This is a genomic window from Sphingobacteriales bacterium (assembly GCA_016706405.1).
Taxonomy (GTDB): Bacteria; Bacteroidota; Bacteroidia; order Chitinophagales; family UBA2359; genus BJ6.
In genome coordinates, this window is sequence record JADJJT010000003.1 from 466,946 (window position 1) to 487,442 (window position 20,497).

A 20,497-nucleotide genomic window follows, 5' to 3' on the forward strand; every position below is an offset into this window, starting at 1 on the left:
TGCAAATAAATTTAAACATTTTTTTTTTTTTTCATACAACTTGGTTTGCGAGCATTTAACTCCTTAACAAACTAAACCACTTGTAATAAGGCAGTTTTATATTAAAAATAACAAAAAGTAACCAAATAATACGTTTTACCGCCGCTAATCTTTTTTCATTAAAACCCCATGTATTGCCAACACCTGCGGAATAAGCATGTTTTTAAGGTTGTTTTTTACAACAAAATCGGCGAGTTTAATTTTTTCGCTTTGGGGCATTTGTGCGTTTAACCGCGTTATTACTTGTTTGCGGCTTAATTTGTCGCGTTGCATAACGCGCGCTATCCGCAGGTGTTGGGGTGCAGTTACGCAAATAATTTTATCGAGGGTTTTATACGAACCGCTTTCTATTAATAGGGCTGCCTCTTTTAAAATATAAGGCGATTTTTGGTTTAACAGCCAGGCCGAAAAATGTGCAAATACAGCAGGATGCACTATTTGTTCGAGTGCCTGTTTAGCATCCGGATTGTTAAATATTTTTCCGGAAATAAATGCCTTGTTAAGTTGTCCCTCCGGAAAATAAGCTTCTTCTCCTAATAAACTCCGGATATTATTTTGCAAGCCGGCATCGTTTGCCATTAACCATTTAGCAGCATCATCGGCATAATAAACCGGCACGCCAAGTGTTTCAAAAATACGGCATACGGTGGTTTTGCCACTGCCAATGCCACCGGTTATACCTACTTTTAGCATAAAAAATTACTTAAGGAATTAATGGCGGTTTTCGGGGAGATTTATTTATATCTTCAGTTTGTTCCTCATCTTCTTGGTTGGAATCCGCTGGTAACTCGTTGTTTTCTTCTACATAAGGTTTTATAGTTATTTGCGCAATTACATCTAACTCGGCAGGGCTATAAGCTGTATTTAGGTTTTGTGTATTATTAACTGTATAAGTATCAGACTGAGATTGATTGGTATTTGCCGTTTCGGACATATTTTTAAACGGTGAAACATGTTGGTGCATTTTTATAGCAATAATGCAATAGCGAATACACACCCCTAAGGCCACAAAGGCACCAAAACCAATACCCGGAATACTATTTTGCATTAAAAAGAAATCGTATGTGCCGTGGGCTATTGTTGCCCCAAACAAACCCGTTAGCAAGTGTTGATTGCGCTTTTGAGGCTCGAACTTAGCCAAACCAACGTAATAGCCCATAATTACCCCAAAAGAGGCATGTCCGGGCACCGCAGTAAACATCCGGAGGATGGCAACTTGTAAACCACCATCGAGGGCATATAATACGTTTTCGAGGGCGGCAAACCCCATCCCTATCATCACCGAATACACAATGCCGTCAAAAGGTTCATCGAACGATTTGTGGTTAAAAAGTCCGTAACGCAACAATAAAAACTTGCCTAACTCTTCGGCCAAAGCAACAATAACAAAGGCAAAAATAAACGCATCAAACAAACCTGCATTAGGATTAATGCCCGTTTGCGAGCCTAAATAACTTCCGGCTAATGCGGGTATAACACTTATTAAACCATAAACAAAAGCCAAAATAAGTAGCCGAGTGGGTTCTTTTTCGTATTTATCGCGAGTATAAATAAACCAAATAATGGCAACTACGGGGGCTAAGGAAATAGCTACTAATACTAAAGGTAGCATATAAAAGAATTAGATAGACGCTAATATAAAATAATATATTGTTTGAAACAAAACAAAGTGCAAGTTTACAACTTTTTTAAATAGAAATTCATATTTTTCAAAACGTTATACATGCGCCGAAACACGCATATTTGATTATTGATTAACTATAGGAATAAAAATTGTTTTCTACTTTACTACCACTACACACTTTGGTAATTTGCGTAGATTTGCATTTAATTTTTAGTGCCAAACTATTAATTTTCAATTACCTACTTACATGTTTTTATATTTATTTTTTTTGTTTTACCTTTTACTTCCGGATAAAACTATGCCTACCCGCCCTCCACAATTGCTCATAGAAGGTGTTTACGTGCTTACTGGTCAGCGCGAAATGGCTGCTGCTTTTAATTTTCACCCCAATGGCCAATTTGAGTTTTTTTTTAGTTATGGCGCAGCCGACCGGCAAGCCAGCGGCAGTTATACCGTTGAAGGCAATACTTTAAAATTGCAGGGCAATAAAATTGCCGGATCTGACTTTACTGTAACAAAACAGGCCTACCACGCCAATAAAAATGGCTCTACTATTGTTATTAACGCACCTAAGATTCAGTTGGTTAGTGGGGTCGTTTTAGGCTTTTGCCAAATTAATACGCAAACAACAACTATTACTGAATTGAGCAACAATAAAGGCATCATTTACTTTGATGCCCCAAATTGCGAAAACTTGTACTTGCAACACCAAATTTTTCCGGATGTAGCTACGCAAATTAAAGACTCGACCAATAACAACAATTATTTTGAAGTTGAACTAAACCAATCTGTCTTGGAACTTAGTTTTAAAGGTATCGATTTTACGATACAGGGCGATACATTGACTTGCCTTCCTAATTATTTTATGCCGTTTGAAAATATAAGAGCCTGTCTAAATTTTATTTTCTAATTCTATTAAGCATTAATTTTATCATGGCAAGTTGGATCATTGTCTGGCTCGTTTCGGTTTGGAACTCAAAGTCTTTACTCAATCTTCGATAGCTTTCGAGCCATGCAAAAGTTCTTTCAACAATCCATCTTTTTGGCAATACTTCGAATTTCGAGGCTGTATTCGATCTACTTACAACCTCAACCACCCACCCAAACGTTTTGCGGGTATTTTCAATTAACTCGCCTCTATACCCGCCATCAGCTACTATCTTTACCAATCTGCAAAACCTGCCTCTGAGGTCAGCTATAACCATTGGGGCTGATTTACTGTCATGCTCATTTGCCGCATGAACCACAACCGCTAAAAGTAGTCCCATTGTATCTACAATAATATGCCGCTTTCTGCCTTTAACTTTTTTACCCCCGTCAATCCCTCTGCACAAGCCTCCGACGCTTGTTGTCTTTACGCTCTGGCTATCAATTATACCAACACTTGGCGATGAAGCCCTGCCTGCTTGCTTTCGAGTCTTATCCCTGAGTATTTCATGGATGAGTTCTATCGTCCCATCCTTCTTCCACTTGGTAAAATAGTAGTAAACAAGCTTCCATGACGGAAAATGGAACGGCAGCATGCGCCATTGACAGCCAGTTTAAGCAAATAGAACAGCGCATTAAAATTTCTCTTAAACTGTGTTTTCGTTTCCGTTTGTCGTCTAAAATGCCTAATATTGCACTCCATTGACTATCGGTGAGACTGCTTGGGTAGGTTTTCATTTTACTTTATGTGTTTGATTTTCATAAAGCTATGAATTATTATTTAAACGTCAAACTGATAGTCTTTTATTCACATCTCTTTTAATAACTTTTTTCCTATCAATTTTTAGGACTGGCATGCCAATTTTTAATTTTTAGACAGTCTCTAAGTTTTGTAAAACAAAGAGACTAAGCTGCCTTGTAAACTTCAAAATCTTTTATTTCCGGATTTATCTTAGCTCGGCAAAACCAAATTATGTTTGCCTATTAATCAATTTGTATGTACCTTTGTTATAAACATCACAAGTTTATTTTACATTAAATTTTTATTCTACTTAAAGATTCAATAAGGGATGGTAAATCCAAATAATATTAGCCCTACATTAATTAACGAAGAAGAAATTAACGCTACTTTTAATGTTTTGCTGCATGAGCTTAGGCTTACCTTTGGCAAAAATTTAGACCTGCAAGGCTTACTCTTTTTAGTTGGCTTGCAAGAACTTGGGCAATTACACCGCAAATTTGAAAAAGAAGAAAAACAAGACCTAATGCATATTGCCGTTTGTACTTTGCTAAGTTTAGATGGCTATTTTGAGCTTACCCACCGCGACCAAGACGGATGGCCACATTTCAGGCCAAGCAAACCACTGCCCAACAAACTCAAAAACTTAAACAGCGAACAGTTACTGCTGCAAACCTATTTATTGCGCTATTTCAATAAAATGCCAGAAAAACTGTAAATTTGCGCCCTCATTTAATTATTTTATTAACCTGTTTTTCTAATGACATTTAAAGAAATATTTGCTATATCAAATAAATCGGGACTTTTTAGTATGGTGCAGCAACGCAAAGATGGCGCCGTAATGCAAGCATTGACCCCCAGCAAAACCCGTGAATTTGTACCAACGCGCAATCACATGTTTTCGCCGCTTTATAGTATTAGCATTTTTACCAACGACGGAGACAATAAACCTTTATTAGAAGTAATGCTTGAAATGAAAGCGCGCCTAAACGAACTGCCGCTTCCAGATGCTAACGCATCGGGCGATAGTTTAAGGCAATACTTTACCCAAATTTTACCCACACACGCTGCCGACAGGGTTTATAACAGCGATATTAAAAAACTAATTAAGTGGTTTCAAATATTAATGGAGCACGACTTAGTAAACCCAATTCCGGAGGAAGAAAATGCCAACAGCAATGCTTAAGCCTTTTAATTACTTACTTGCCGGGCGGGTTGCCACTACCTAAATATTGTTTTATTTTGGCAATATCGTCATCAAACTGTTGCGACAAAAATTGGAATGTTACCACAAAATTATTTTTAGTGGCTTCAATTTTACCTTTTACGGTATCAATTTCGCCCTGAATTTGGCTAAGGCGTTGTTGCTGGGTGGCTATTTCTTGTTGTAAGGCTGCAATTTGCTCTTGTTTTTTTGCTAAATCGGCATTAAGACGCTCGGCTTCAGAATCGCGGCCAAGCAATTCGGCGCGTACTTTATTTTCGAGCGACTGCCTAAACGTTTCTTTTTCTTTTTCGAGCACACCTCGGTAATACAATGTCGAATCGAGGAGTTTTTGCACTGTTAGCCCCATTGCCGAGGCGGTGGCAAATGCCGACTGGTAGCGGGTTTGCTCGTTTAAAGGCAGGCTTTCCATTGCCTTAACTGCTTTCTTAAATTCAAGGTAATCAAAGCCTTCGCGGTTGCTTGCCTCAATGGCGTGCAGCAATACATCTAAATAACGTTGGTCAATTTCGCCGGGCATAGCAGTAGGTGGGTTGGTAGATGAAGACTGGGAATTATCGTTGTTTGATGAAGTAGTATTGTTTTTGTTCTCGGTATTCTGTGCGTTTTCGTTGTTCTCGGTATTTTTTCCGGAATCCGAATTAGTCGTATTGTCTGTAGTAACAGGTTCTTCGGTAACAACAAACAACGATTTAAGTTTTTTAAGGTCAACCATAGTTATTCAATTCATTTTATTTTGACCCCGAAAGTTAGGGCTTTTAGAGCAATTTAACCGTAATTTTGTGTTAATTTTATAAAATCAGCTTATTTTTATGGATAAACCCAAACGTTTGGTTTTTTTAGGGCAAAAAAAATAGGATTTTTGTGTTTACAATTCTTAGTAGCGCAACAACAAAACTTGCAAATTGAAATCATAGCCGCCGATATTTCATCCGGAAACACTGCTTTGCAAACATCCGGAGTTGCCAACGACTTGCAAAATTTATGTAAGGTCAACCAAATTCCGATCATTAACCATCCCAATCAAATTCCCGAAACCGATTATATAATATCGGTACAATATCACCGTATTTTAAATCAAACACATATTGACAAAGCAAAAAAACTTGCACTTAATTTACACTTAGCCCCTTTACCCGAGTACAGGGGTTGCAACCAGTTTTCGTTTGCTATTATTGACCAAGCAACCGAGTTTGGCGTTACGCTACACCAACTTGAAACCGGTATTGATGCCGGCGCTATTATTGCCGAATCAAGGTTTACCATCCCTCAAAATTGTTGGGTTACCACCCTGTACGACCTTAGTTTTAACGCCGGAATTGCTTTGTTCGAAACAACAATGCCATCTATTTTATCCGGAAATTACAAGCTAACTCCCCAGCATTTATTGGTTGAACAGCGCAGCACAACCTACCATCATCGGCACGAAATTGAACAGCTAAAACAAATTGACCTTAACTGGGAGGTCGAAAAAATTGAACGCCATATACGTGCTACTTATTTTCCGCCGTTTGAACCACCTTATGCCCTAATTGCCGGACAAAAAGTATATTTTACAACGAACGCCCCACAATAAAAAGCCGGCGCATATAAAATTTGCACCGACTTTTATTTTCAAATTGCGGTAGTTAATAGAAACCTTACTTACCGAATTAAGGTAATATTTCCTTTAAACCTGTGTGGTTCTTTTTCAGTTTCAAATACAACAAGCGCACTGTAAACATAAACGCCAGCCTCTTGGGGCACACCTTGCAGTTGGCCATCCCATCCGGCATTAGCATCGGTAGGCGATTTTCCTACATAGGTAAACACCTCTTGCCCCCAACGATTGTATATTTTTGCTTCGTAGCGAATTGTTGCCCCCTGAACAGCTAATTGCCACGTATCATTAACGCCATCATTGTTTGGCGAAAAAGCGTTTACAACCTCTACATCGTTAGGTTTTAACACTTCAATAGTAATTTCGTTACCTTCGGTACAGGCATCGGTACTAACAACAAAATAAGTAGTGCTAACCTTTGGTGTGGCAATTGGCATAGGACAGTCGTAACACGAGAGGCTTTCAGCCGGCGACCACATATAAGTTTTAGCACCTATTGCGTTTAGTTGCGTGCTACCTCCAACAATTATAGTAGTTAAATCGGCAGTAACACTTATATTTTGCTGGGGCAAAACGATTAATTGCAAAGTATCGGAACTAGTATAGCATAAATTTTTAGTTTCGATAGCCAATAAATAAGTGCCAATTTTTGAAGGTAAATATTCTGACTGAGGTTTATTAGCAAGTTCAAAACTGCCACCCATATTCATATCTGTCCATATTATTTTATCCGGATTGCCGTTTACTAATGCCGACAAATTAACCACTTCTCCTTCGCAAATTGTCAAATCCTGACCGGCATTTACCGTTAACGTATTTTCCGGAATTGCAACTTCGCCTAACAATAAACAATCGGGTTCGCCATCGCCATCATTATCGGGTGTGCCAATTTGGTAAGCCCGCCAAATTGCTTTCAATGCGCCCTCATCGGGTTGCAAAGCCCAGCCATTAACGGTTTCATACTCTAACTGAACCACACCTGCACTACAGGCTTGGCTCATCATTAGCTTGCAGGGGTCAGGTTGGGTAAAATCAGCCATATTTGGGGAGGCAAAAACCGAAACAGCTACGCTGCCGGCAACAATTTTGCTGCCATCTTTACAAAGTAATACTACATATAAATTTGAGGATGAAGGAGTGCAGCCGTCTCCGGAATAGGTAAAAGGCTCGTTGTTATAGGCTTGAGTTAATCCGGAATCGGTAAACCATGCAAAGCCATTTGCCATATTGTCGGGGTCATTTATAACTACAGCACTTTGCCAACTCGCTAAATTATTGGCATCGGCAATTTGGCCTTCGCAAACAGCTATCGAACTGCTTAAGGCAGCGGCAACAGTTGGGCAATTTAAACTTGGGCAACCGTAGGCTACTGTAATCAGCTCGTTAAAACAATTACCCGAAACTTCAAACTCGGCCACACCATTATCGCCCGGATTTACAACCAAAGGCACCGATGCGGTTGGCGCAATATTATATGAAGCGCATGAGGTTGTTACTGTTGGCACCTGGCAGCTATTATTTCCAATGGTTAGTAAACCGTCGTTAAATTGCGGTTGAACGGTAATTGTTCCAGCAGCAATTACTTGGTCGGGGCCACCCGGATTAATACAGGTTACAACAGCTTCTAAATTGGCAATTAAAGGTTCGCAGTCGGTAAAAGGCAGGGTAGCATTTACTGTTAAGTTGTTAGCGCTGGCAATAGGGCTGCCGTTCAAAAGCCACTGCACACTGTAATCGGTATTTAAAATAGCGGTATCGGGGGTTATGGCTATTGAGGCTGTTATTACGTCTTGCGAGCAGGCTTCGGTGGGTGGGGCGGTTGCCAAAGCAGCTACCGGGCATAAACTTGGGCAAGCGTAGGTTTGAGTTATTACCTGACTAAAACAAGTACTGCCAGCAAAACTAACTATCCATTCGGCAGTGCCCGTCTGGCCAGGTTTCACCTCGCTCGGTACATTTACAGGGGTAATTTCATACAAACTACAAGCAGTACTGATTTCTGGAGGTGCACAATCGCCAATAGTGGTGGTAATTAAGCTACCATCGAAGGGCGGATAAATGGTAATTGTTACGCTACCTGCCGGAAATGGTGTGCCAATTAAACTGCATAAAGCACCTAAATATAAATTTACCGTTTGGGGCGAACATTTATCTGATTTTGTGTGGTTAAATACATCCGGAGGCAACGGTTGCGTCAAACTCGCATCGGCGTACCAAGCTAATCCGGAATAATAAGTTAAATCTCCATTCAAAGCTAACTGCGCTTCAATACTTGTTAAATCAATCGGAACACCGTCACAAGTGCTTAGATTGCCGCTTACCGGTGTTTCAATACCAAAACAGTTTTCACAGTCTATGACGGTAATCGAAGTATTACTTTCTAAAGCGCAGTTGTAACCAGCGGGCGTAAACGTCAATATATGGCTTCCGAGTCCGGCAATGCTGGGGTCAAAACTATTTCCAGCTACGCCTGTGCCACTCCAAGTGCCATTTGGGTAATTAACATCAACAAACGCCAACAAATCAAGCGGGTTAGCTGTTTCGCAAATATTAGATATATTTAATAAAATAGGTTTAACTTGGGGTAAAATTTCAACGCTCACAGGCGTTGGAAGGCTATTGCAACTGCCATCGGTTTTAATTTCGGTTAGTATATAATCGTAAAGTCCCGGGGTTGTGCGGTTAGGTATAAATCCGGAAGCACTTTGGCCATCGTCTAAGCCATCGGCACTTTGCCAAACAATTTCGCCACCTGCACTATTAGGTACAACCAAAACACCAATTGACTGGCCTTCGCAAAATTGATAAGGCGAGTTATTAGGAATGGGCGATTTGGGTAGCTCGGTAAGCGTAACGGCAATTTTATCGCTGGGGCAATTGCCCTCCGAAACAGCCACAACCCAATACGTGCCGGCTTTAGTTGGTGTAAATGTTAAGCCTTGTGCCAAAGCTGCACTAATATCATCGTTGTAATTTGCTAACCAATAAAAAGTTTCGGTGCCGGTGTTTGAAAGTGTAAAGTTTGGTATTGCCTCGCCCTGGCAAAATGTCAAATTTATAGCATTAGGTTGGGGCAATTGGGCATCTGGCTGGCACGAGCAATCTTTAAGGCCATCAAAATTTAAAGGTGGGCATCCGTCAGCACCATCATCAACTACAATGGAATAAGGTGTATTACTGGGTATTGTGATTGTATAAGGGTTACCCCCCGTAAAACTGCCACCCAATAAAGTATAGCTGCCACTACCGCCTGTTACCGTAATAACAACGTCATAATTAAGTTGGTTGGCAGCACAAATGGTTTGTATGTCGGCATTAAGCAAATTTGTAAACAAAACATTTACAGTATCGGCAGCAATACAACCGCCAGCACTGGTTGCACTGCGGGTAAAAGCATACAACCCAGGTTCGTTTACCAATACATCGCTGGTTAAAGCAAGAGGGGTGGCAAAGCTCACAACTGCAGTGCCCGATGGTGTACTTGTTACTGTCCATTTGCCGTTGGTATCGCCTAAGGCCGTTATGCTAGTTGCTAAGCCGCAAATGGTAAAATCGGTACCAGCATTTATTGAAACCGTTTCAATGGTAATTGTTTGAGCAGCCGAAGACGGCTCGGTGCAAGGAGGCGTAGCAGCTACGATATAAGTAACCGTATAATTTCCGGCAGTTAAACTATCCGGATTTAGAATATTGCCCGCACTTAAGCTTACACTTGGACTAATGCTCCATACGCCATTCAAATCACTTCCCACCGCAATTAAATCATCTAAATCAAATGATTGGCCGCCATTATTGCAAAGCACCCCAAGAGGTGGATTAAGAAGGGCCACAGGCAAAGCACCTATATTTACCGTTAATGTCTGACTGTTTTGGGGGCAGCCGCCAATACCTCCGGATATTAAATTACAAGGGCCGGCGGTATAGTTTATAACACCTCCTTTTTTCTCGGCTTCGCATGGGTTATTATAGGTTATCCCATCACAGCCACAAACAGGCGAATAGTCGGTAACACAGGTAAAATTAGCATCAATAAGCGTTGTATTATTGCAAACAGGCTCATAAGTTAAATTAACAGAATTGCCTGCCCCCACAACCGCCGGATTAAATTGATTAGTAACACTGTTTACACCCGTACCTTTCCAAACGCCAAACCCCGATTGGGGCAAAACCAATTTGCTTAAATCAACAAGACCATTATCAATACAAATATTTAAATTTGGTTCAACGGCTAAGGGCGTTAGCGGGTTGGCAATTTTTACCAACAATGTAGCAGTTGAGGGGCAACCGTTTGGCATTATTACATCAATAGTTAGGGTAAAATCGCCGGGCGATAATCCGGATGGATCAAATATCCCATCGGCACTTATAAAAGTCCCACCCGACCAAATGCCACCAATAACCGGATTGCCGTTTGCATCGGTTACATAATTATCTAAATCAAATACATCGTTACAAGCAAATGCCGACAAATAAGCTACTGTCGGTTCGATACTAATTGCCGGCAGCACTTCAATTTGAGTAGTTGCAAGGTCTCCACAAACACCGTCAGGGTCGAAACTTAGGGTGTGGATGCCTACACCCGCCAAAGCCGGATCAAATTGATTGCCCCCGGTTACACCCATTCCACTCCATGTGCCCGAATACAATGGATCGGCAAACTGGGTTAAACCAATTGGGGGAGCGTTTTGGCATATCGGCGGTGGATTTAACAAATTTGGTATTCCATTTGGATTTACGGCTATATATTTATACTGTCAGGCAAGGTACAAACACCGTCTGTTGGTGTAAATACAAGCCAATTTGCGCCGCTATTGGCTTGGCTGGGGTCAAAAATATTGCCTGTTACACCTGGACCGCTCCATTCACCGGGTAAATTTGGGTCGGCATAAGGGGTTAAATCAAAGGGGGCTTCGCCCTGGCACAAGGGCGGCGGTGTAGTTAATTGCGGCAAAGTAGGGGCAATTACTTCAATTAAAGCCGTAGCAGGCAATGTGCATACATCGTTAGGTGTATAGGTAAGCGTATGTACACCCGCCCCAGCCAAAGCAGGGTCGAAGTAGTCGTTACTAACGCCGGGTCCGCTCCATGTACCTGGCAAATTTGCATCGCCATAAGGTGCCAAATCAGCAGGAAGATCAAAAACGCAAAGTGGATTTGGATTTAATGGTTTGGGCGTTAATGGTTCTATAACTTCAACGTCAATAGTTGCAGGCAAATTACAGTCGCCTTGAGGGGTAAAAATAAGCGTATGAATGCCAACTCCGGCTATTGCGGGGTCAAAAATGTCGTTATCAACACCATCACCCGACCAAGTTCCAATATAATTAGGGTCGCTGTAAATAGCCAAGTCAATGACGGATTCGGTAGCACAAAGCGGAGCAATATATTGTATGCTTGGTGTATTTGAGGGTAAAATAGTAATATCAACAACTACCGGCTCGAAGCATAATAATCCGGTTGGCGTATAGGTGAGTTGATACAAGCCAGTATCTAACCAAGATGGTTCAAAAAACCAACCGTTGCCATCTATTGTTGGGCCGCTCCATTTGCCCGGCATATTTGGGTCGTTGTATAGGGTAAGGTCAAGTGTGGGGTCGGTTATACAAGCAGTTGGCAAAGGCAATGGCGTGGGAATATAAGTTTGCTCTACTGTAATTTCAATGGTTGCCGGTTCGCCACAATTACCGCCAACAGTAAAAGTAAAGGTAAAACTGCCATTTCCGGATAAGAGTGGGTCAAATTCTGAGCCATTTAACATGCCTACACCGCTCCACGTCCCCGTAAACATAGGGTCGGCGAACTGGTTGAGGTCAATAACGCCATCTGCGCTGCAAATTAAGGGTGGTTGGGTTAATATAGGTGTTTCGGTTGGATTTACTGCAATTTGGATGGTAGCAGCCTGCGGACAAACTCCTGTTGGTGGGTTCGAGGCGGTAAATGTGAGGGTAAACGAACCGGTTCCGGATAATTTGGGGTCAAATTGGTTTCCGGATACCCCCGTGCCACTCCAAACACCCAGCAAACCTGGTTCAAGCAAAACATTTAAGTCAATTGGCAGGTCATCTTGGCATAATGAGTTTGGCTGGGTAAGTTGGGGTTGCCATAAGGGCTGTACTGTTATTTGAATAGTGGTGGGTTGAGCGCAAAATTCGTTGGGTGTAAACACAATATCAAAGCTGCCAAGTCCGGTTATGGCTGGGTCAAAAATAGTACCGCTAACCCCAACCCCAGACCAAATGCCTGTAAATGCTGGGTCGGCAATAGTAGTTAGGTCAAAAGCAGGGTCGTTTTGGCACAACAAAATGGGGGTGGTAATATTAGGGGTGGTAAGTGCAACCACTACAATTTGAATAGTTGCAGGCAAATTGCACAAACCTGTTGGCGTAAAAGTCAGCGTAAAGGTGCCGGATCCGGAAATAGCCGGGTCAAAACTATTTCCGGATACACCTGCGCCACTCCAAACTCCCGTAAATGCGTCGTCGTCATATTGGGATAAGTCTATGGGAAGCTCATTAACGCAAATTGGATTAGGATTTGTTAAACTTGGAGTTAGTTTTTCTTCTATATTAATGGTAATTGTTGCCGGCTGCAAACAAGGCCCTGACGGAGTAAAGGTAAGCGTGTGGCTTCCGAGTCCGGCTGCGGCGGGGTCAAAACTATTTCCGGATACGCCCGTGCCAGCCCAGGTCCCGGCATAAGCATCATCATCGTATAAAGTTAAATCTAATAAAGGACTATCTGTGCACAGCACAGGAGGTGTTATTAAAACGGGTTGCCCGGCCAAATTCACTGTAATAGTTATACTAGATGGTAAATTACACAAACCCGTTGGCGTAAAGGTCAGGGTAAAAGTGCCTACACCTGCTAAGGCTGGGTCAAAACTATTTCCGGATACGCCTGTGCCGCTCCAGGTTCCGGCAAAGGTATCGTCGTCATAAAGGGTTAAATCTATGGGTAAGTCGGTATTGCATAAATTAGGAGGTGTAATTAATATAGGTATGCCTTGAGGCAAAACGTTAACGGTTAAGGTAGCTAGTTGCTGGCATAATCCATCGGGGAAAAACACCAAAACAAAAACACCTGCCCCTGTAGTTGCCGGGTCAAAAATAGTTGGCCCCGTAAGGCCAGGCCCCGACCAAGTGCCGGTAAAGGTATCATCATCGTATAACGTTAGGTCTAAGGGTAAGCTGGTTGTGCAAAGTGTGTCGGGTTGGGTAAGTTGAGGTTTTGTTGCAAGCACAACGGTTACGTCAAAACTGGCTGGTAAACTGCAAGGAGAATTGGGGGTAAAAGTTAAGGTAAACGTGCCAATACCTGATACTGCGGGGTCAAAACTATTTCCGGATACACCTGTGCCACTCCAAACGCCTGTAAATGCGTCATCGTCGTATAAACTAAGGTCTAAAGCAGTATCATCAGAGCAAATGAGGGGTGGCTGTGTTAGGGCTGGCGTGGTGTTAGGGCTTACATTTACCGCAATAGTTGCCGGCAAATTACAAGAACCGTCAGGCGTAAAGGTTATGGTGAAATTTCCGGGTCCGGAGGTGGCGGGGTCAAAACTTGTTCCTGAGATGCCTGTGCCACTCCAAATTCCGGTAAAAGCATCATCATCGTACAAACTTAAATCAAGGGTTGGACTATCGGTGCACAAAACTGGTGGCACAATTAAATTAGGTGTAAGTGTTTGCGCTACGTTTATGGTAACAGTGGCAGGCAAGGTACAGGCACCCGATGGTGTAAATACTAAAATATGGTTGCCGGGGCCGGCCAACGCCGGGTCAAACAAATTGCCCGAAACACCCGCGCCAGTCCAAACACCGACAAAGGCATCATCATCATACAAACTCAAATCTAACATTGGGTTGCCTGTACATTGTGGGGGTGGATTTGATAATGCTGGCGTTGCCCAAGCCATAACATCAATTACCAATGTTTGGCTGTTAGTACAACCAAAGGCGGTTGTGGCCTGAACGGTAATATTTTTTGTTCCTTTAGTTGTCCAAAGCAAACTATACCCATCGTTGGCATTCCCCGAAATAATAGTAGCCCCATCTAAAGTCCAGACTGGGTTCTCGTTGGGCGGTATTGGGGGTACTAAGTTTACGGAAACAGTATCATTTACGCAAACAGAGGGTTGGCTGGCTTGCAAATTTATATCCGGAATATTTTCAACATTGACGACAAATTGTTGGGTTGTATCACATTGTAAGTTTCCGGTTAAGGTTACGGTATATGTTTCTGTACTAAGCGGCGTTACCGTTATTGATTGTGTTGTTTGGCCGGTGTTCCACGCCCACGAGTCGGCATCGACGGCAGCCAGCAATAGGCTATTTCCTTCACAAATGGTATCACTGTTGTAGGCATTGGTTAAACCATCAATCACTATTGTCGATTTTAATGAGTCGGGGCCACATGCAGTTGCAAATTGTACAATTAACCAAACATCATAAACTCCGGCAGCATCGTAAGCGTGCGTAATTGATTGCCCAACTCCGGTATTACCGTCTCCAAAATTCCAATTATAATACAATATATCATCGTTATATTCTGCAATAAAAGTAATGGGAGTATTAGCACAGGTTGTATCGGCAAATTGATTGTAATTAATGGTGTCAGAATCTAACACCAAATCAAAATTCAGTTGCTTGAGGTTAGCCCCTGCAGCATAGCCATACGACTCGTACCATCCGTAGCCATAAACATAGGCAGTCATTTCGCTGCCAACCAAAGTATGCGTTCCATCCGAAATGTCTATTTGGGCATAGCTATAGTCGGAGTTGTAAGGGTGGGTAACAAAATTTCCCGCTATATTAGCGCCATCTAAGGTTACAGTTCCTACACTATCGGTTAAGGTAACCACATTCAAGTAATAGTTGGTAATGATACTCGAAATAAAAGCGTTAAATGTTATTTGATTCAGGGTAAGTTCGGTGGGGCTAAGTACTATATAAAAAGGGTCTGAACTGGTGTTGTCGCAACTTGCCCCCGACTGAACTGACTTACCATTATGGGTTTGTCTGAGCTTATATATCTTGCATCGCCAAAGGTTAAACCCATATTTTGGCCGGCATTTAACATATATGGAATGCTGTTTACATAAAAAGTTGTGTTATCTTCGGCGGCTATAACTTGGAAATAGTCAGAAACACGGGTTTTATAAGGTACAGTTACAAAATTAAGTCCCCAGGTAGTAATAGGCGGCATTTGCTCAACTAAATGGTCACAAGCCGCACAACCACCTACATTGGTACAAACAGCGCCACTAAATACTGCAAACTTTTTACAATCTTCGGGTGGAGCTGTGCCGGTAATACGCGAGCCGGTTAAGTTTCCGGATGATTGTACCAAATAACACTCTCCCTCATCTAAAGTAACATTAAAGGTTGTGCCCGCCGGATTACCACCATATGTTGTAGCCGAAGGAGTAATTTCAACTTCTGTGTTATCGGCGGTTGCTACAATTAAAAATTCGCCGCCTAAAATTTCGGCATACGCACTTACAAAGTAGTCGCTGCCATTAGTTTGGGTTGGGTAAACCAACGAAGCATCGGCAGTATGTAGGTAATAGTTGAGCATATATACCGAAACGGGTTGGTCACTTGTAACATGTATCCCTTTGTTTACAATCGTCTGATTGACATTAACGTATGCATCGGCATTAGGAATAATAACTTCAATAGCCGAGTTTGCCGCCACCGAAAAATCGTAAGAATAACCCGTGCCCGGTACCGAAATATTACCTGTTGCATCCTCTTGAGCTGTAATATACAATTTAAGTTGTGGAGATTGATAGTTGGGCATAAAACCCAACCAAAAATCGGTGCCAACCGAGGTAAAACTTTGGGCGTAAATGTCCGTATTAGAGGATAAAAAAACAACAACATAAAGAAAAAAAGCAGTGTAGATTTTTACCATGTATTATAGTTTTATGGGGTGGCAAAGAGTTGATTTGTTATAAAAATCAAGACCTTAATTTCGGTTGAAAAAATTATTGCTAAAAGTAAGTTGATTAAAAGTGTAAATACTCAAACTAAATTAGTTAATAAACAAAATGTCAGTTAGACGACATTGTTAATATCGTATAAATAAAAAAAATAATATTAATTCTATTAATTTTAATAATTTATATAGAAAACAAAAAATTGAATTTGTGCTTTGTTTATGAATTTTGAATTTTGCTTAATTGAAAGCAAATTCACAAAAATTATGCCCTAAATCACACCTTAACTGAAGTAAAGGAGTATTTTTTTCTTTTATAATTTGCTTACCTTTGTGCTTAACTCCCTTATTAATATAATAACAATCCATCATAAACAATCAATCGAAAAGTATGATCTATTTTTTACGCAATTTCAATACCCGCTTTCAATTATTGTTGCTATTAATAGCTTTGTTTGTAGGCTTCAGCCTATCCGGATGGGCACAATGTGTTTCGTCGGTTGCCCAAACAGATATTTTATGTGATGGCTCAAATATTACCATTTCGGCAACGGTAGGTAGCCAGGTGCCGGGGCTTTCAAGCTCGGTGGTATGGAGCAACGGTCAAACGGGACCGTCATTTACCTTCGACCCAAATTGCAATAATATTGACTGTTTTGAGTTTACCCCTTGTATCCCGTCGGGCACTTCTGTACCATCTCAAAGTTTTGTTTTAGGCCCCTTTAGTGGAACAGCACCGGCTGGAGGCAGCTCTACCCATAACTTCACTTTATCCGGATATTGTTTTCAAGAAGGCCCTGCCACATATACCGGCAATTTAGCCATCTCTTTATCCGGAAATGGCAGCGACAATGTAAGCTTCGAGCTTACCACCCCCGACGGCGATGTAAACGCTGCCGGCCCTTTTACGATTGATCAAATCAATGGCCTCTCGCCAATAAATATTGCCTTACTTGGCCTCAATGCCGACCCTAACGGAACTTGGACGGTTAAAATTATAGCACACAACGGCCCGGTAGGATATACCGTATCGGCCAGCACCATTACTATCCCGGCTTTTACCACCAACACAGCCGTATGCGCCGACGTTCCGGTTGAGTTTTGTGTGCTTGAAGGCTGCCCCGATTTTGTTTCGGCCAGTACCTCATCAAGCAATGTATGTTCGGGCGCACCTTTGCAGCTAAATACCCTGCTTGACCCCGCTGGCTCAACCGCCGTTACCTACGATTTTTTCAGGAATGGCACCTTAATCATAGACAATGGCACAACGGGCAACCCCATTATTTACCCCGAAAACACCACTTGTAGCGTACAAAACCACGAGTACCGCGTAACCATAACCTGTATAGATGGCTCAATAGTAGCCAATAATGTATTGGTTGGCAATGTAAACGTGTATCCACAAATTGGCAGTACCAATATTGAAAACACAAGCACAACCTCGCCTTGTTCCATTACCGTAACCCCTTCGTGCAGTTCGTTTACCGTAAACGGCCAAGCTACGCAAGATGGCAGCGTTGTGTTACCTGTTTTACCCGGGCAAAATAACCAGTTTTTTAGTGTTATAGTAAGCAATGGCCTAAATAGCTGCAACCAAGTAACGCCTCATTTAGTTCAATGCCAAGGCGTTTGCGAGCCTCCGGTTGTAAGTGCGGTTACTAAATGTATCTCGCCAAATATTAATCAATTTTTCATAGATGTTACCTTTGCGCCTCCGGCCAACAACGGTGCATCTGAGTATTATATTACCGACTCGCAAGGCAACACCTTAAATGTTGGAACCGATGCCGGCGTGTATCAGATTGGCCCATTTAGCAACAATTATTATGTAGAGGTGATAGTTGAAAACCCCGATGACCCGGATTGTAATGTTAATTTAGGCATTTTTCAGGAAAATTGTAAGCCATGCCCTTATTTAACTTCGGTAACAGGCAATTTATCCGGAACCCAATGCGAGGGGCAAACACTTAACCTAACAGCAACAGTAGCCGGAGGCGCACTTTATACCCTTTCGTGGCTTAAAAATGGAATCAAAATTGGCGAGGGTTTAAACCTGTCGCACACGCTCACCGCCGATGGTTGCGAAGCGCAAACCCAAACTTTTACCGCCATCCTTAAATGCAATGTAGTGGGCGGCGGCCCTCAAGACCCCGACACCCTAAACATAGCCGGCGGCGATTTAACTGTTTGGCCTTTGCCCAGGTTTGGCATTGATTTTGAACGCAGTTTTGATAATTGTGAGTTTACTTTAGAAGATAACTGCGGCAATTTAACCATTACCCAAACCGGAGGGCCCGCTAATATATCGCCCGGAACTGGCAATACCGTATTTAATTATGACGTAAAATTTACAGCCGCGCCTACAACTTGTAAAACAAGCGTAGCACTAACCGTTACCTGCCCCAACGAAGCCGACAACTGCCACAGCGACCCCGGCAAAGCCACCTCGCCCGATAATGTTGTTTGTTGGAACGACCAGTTTGATATCAACAACCAAGGCATTATTTTAGCCGACCCCGGCTATAAATTGGGCTACGCCATTATGCAAGGCGACATAAACAGCAACCCTTATGGCCAAGTGGCATCGGCCATTACAGCAGGCCGATATACAGGGCCATACACCACCCCACCCGGAAATATGGGCACATTTACCAATAACGGCAGCCAATCATGGTACAACGGTGCAGGCGATTATTGCTTTATGCCTTTTTTAAGTTTCACGGCTACTTCGGGGAACAAATTTTCAGCATCAGGAACCATTAATATTCCGGCGGCAAGTTTGTTTGATTGTGGGCAGTTTATTTGCCCCGAAATTCGTACCCAAACCATTACCCTATCAAATATTCCGTTTTGCAAAGGCGCAACAACCTACAATATTCAATTATGGATGGACGGCTCGGAGTTTCCCGACCCCTTAGACAATGGCGGCACAAGCTCCGATTTTCCGGCACTTAACGGCCTACATGACGATGGCACGTTTAACCAAACAGGCTGGACACTAAACCCCAACGGCTCGTCAATTACCATTGTGGGGGTAAATATTAGTCCGCTTTGGAGTGTGAGTATTCAATGGACCGTAAACGTAACCCTTAACCAGTCGTTTAGTTTTCCTTATATTTGTCAAACTTGTAATACCGTTGGCGAACCCAAATGTATAAAATTACTGCCCGATATTAGTTTAACCGGATGCAATACCAGCACCAGCGTTTGCGCCGGAACAGCCATAGATTTAACAAAATTCAACCCAACAGCTAATATTCCCGGAACAATCACCTGGCACAAAGGCAACCCCAACAGCGGAAGTACCGAGCTAATTACTAACCCAACAAATTACACGCCAACCAGTTCGGGCGCACATTTTGCCTTGTTCGAGGCTGAAGGTAATGACGATTGCGAAAAAACCTGCCTGCTTTTTATAGACGTTAAACCAACACCCAATTTACAAACTCCACAAATAGACCCTATTTGTAAAGGCGATAAAGTTGATTTAACACAGTACGATACCTACATAAAAAATGGCGGAACCGGATTGACTTTGAAATGGTATAAAAATGATCCGGATGGCATTCCCACCGGTTATATTTTAGATAATAACGGCTCGCCACCAAACGACAATCCTAAAGCGCAATACCCCCGCAACGGCGATAAATACGTGGCCGTAGTTACCAATACACAAGGCTGCAAATCAAAAGTTACCTTAGTATATACCGTCAATAATCCGCCTAATTTATTGCCCGTATTGTCGCCTTACCTTTGCCCGGGTACAACCGTTGATTTGCGCGACTATGAATCGCAATTTACCAACGCCCCAGGTAGTTTTATTTGGTATAATGGCAACCCCAACAGCGGCGGCACGCCTATTAACCCCAACGGCAACAACGAAATATTGGTAACCCCAACTAACGGCCAAACGTATTGGGTAAAATTTACAAGCAGCGAAACCAACTGTTTTAGCATAAGTAGTATGCAGTTTTTCCATCATACACTTCCATCTTTAAATACACCCACCCCTGCTGCCATTTGCGATGGCGAACACGTAAATCTTACCACCTACGAAGACGATATTATCAATATTCTAATAACTCCGGGAACCTTTTTATGGTATAACGGCAATCCAAATTCCGGAGGTATTTTAATAACAAATCCGGAAGATGTAGTGCCCGGTGGAGGCGAAGTATATTATGCTGTATTTACGCAAACATCAACCGGATGCAGTGCCTCAGTTAATTTTAGCGTTCCGGTAAACGAACTACCTATAATTAATACCAATTTACCAACACCCAACACCTTGTGTGCTAATCCGGCACCAGTAAATTTAGTGGCATTGCAGCCTCAAATTACTCCAACAAATACAAATTCTTTTATCTGGTACAAGGGCGAACCCGGCAACGGCGGCCTACTACT

The 20,497-nt window shown here is 42.2% G+C and carries 10 protein-coding genes and 1 pseudogene; 4 read left to right on the top strand and 7 right to left on the bottom strand.

Features of this window, described 5'->3' with window-relative positions:
• Positions 1-144: 144 nt before the first annotated feature.
• Positions 145-732 (bottom strand): dephospho-CoA kinase, encoded by a 588-nt coding sequence (locus tag IPI59_13775; protein MBK7528584.1) that lies wholly within the window; start codon positions 730-732, stop codon positions 145-147.
• Between the two features lie 10 nt (positions 733-742).
• Positions 743-1,651, bottom strand: a complete 909-nt coding sequence (locus tag IPI59_13780) for a PrsW family intramembrane metalloprotease (protein ID MBK7528585.1) — start codon at positions 1,649-1,651, stop codon at positions 743-745.
• Positions 1,652-1,931: 280 nt separating this feature from the next.
• Here IPI59_13780 and IPI59_13785 point away from each other — a divergent pair, with 280 nt between their 5' ends.
• Positions 1,932-2,573, top strand: coding sequence for a hypothetical protein (locus IPI59_13785; GenBank protein MBK7528586.1), 642 nt, complete (start codon positions 1,932-1,934; stop codon positions 2,571-2,573).
• Here IPI59_13785 and IPI59_13790 read toward each other — a convergent pair.
• Positions 2,563-3,328 (bottom strand): annotated as a pseudogene (locus tag IPI59_13790) (IS5 family transposase). The gene IPI59_13785 and the pseudogene IPI59_13790 sit on opposite strands and share 11 nt — an antisense overlap.
• Before the next feature lie 332 nt (positions 3,329-3,660).
• Here IPI59_13790 and IPI59_13795 point away from each other — a divergent pair.
• Both IPI59_13795 and IPI59_13800 read left to right on the top strand, forming a co-directional pair.
• Positions 3,661-4,047, top strand: a complete 387-nt coding sequence (locus IPI59_13795; GenBank protein ID MBK7528587.1) for a hypothetical protein — start codon at positions 3,661-3,663, stop codon at positions 4,045-4,047.
• Positions 4,048-4,089: 42 nt separating this feature from the next.
• Complete coding sequence (locus IPI59_13800) at positions 4,090-4,515, top strand: DUF5606 domain-containing protein (protein ID MBK7528588.1); 426 nt, start codon at positions 4,090-4,092, stop codon at positions 4,513-4,515.
• A 13-nt stretch (positions 4,516-4,528) separates the two neighbouring features.
• Here IPI59_13800 and IPI59_13805 read toward each other — a convergent pair whose 3' ends face one another.
• A complete protein-coding gene (locus IPI59_13805; GenBank protein ID MBK7528589.1) occupies positions 4,529-5,269 on the bottom strand; it encodes a hypothetical protein in 741 nt (246 codons plus the stop codon).
• 147 nt (positions 5,270-5,416) lie between these two features.
• Here IPI59_13805 and IPI59_13810 point away from each other — a divergent pair, with 147 nt between their 5' ends.
• A complete protein-coding gene (locus IPI59_13810; GenBank protein MBK7528590.1) occupies positions 5,417-6,130 on the top strand; it encodes a hypothetical protein in 714 nt (237 codons plus the stop codon).
• A 68-nt stretch (positions 6,131-6,198) separates the two neighbouring features.
• On the opposite strand, the gene IPI59_13815 is transcribed toward IPI59_13810, so the two are convergent.
• The 3 genes from IPI59_13815 to IPI59_13825 form a co-directional block, all read right to left on the bottom strand.
• Positions 6,199-10,866: a gliding motility-associated C-terminal domain-containing protein gene (locus tag IPI59_13815; protein MBK7528591.1), complete on the bottom strand. Its 4,668-nt coding sequence runs from the start codon at positions 10,864-10,866 to the stop codon at positions 6,199-6,201.
• 26 nt (positions 10,867-10,892) lie between these two features.
• The gene (locus tag IPI59_13820) at positions 10,893-15,014 is read right to left on the bottom strand and encodes a PKD domain-containing protein (GenBank protein MBK7528592.1); all 4,122 of its coding nucleotides are present in this window, start codon (positions 15,012-15,014) and stop codon (positions 10,893-10,895) included.
• 83 nt (positions 15,015-15,097) lie between these two features.
• Complete coding sequence (locus IPI59_13825; protein ID MBK7528593.1) at positions 15,098-16,069, bottom strand: IgGFc-binding protein; 972 nt, start codon at positions 16,067-16,069, stop codon at positions 15,098-15,100.
• Positions 16,070-20,497: the final 4,428 nt, after the last annotated feature.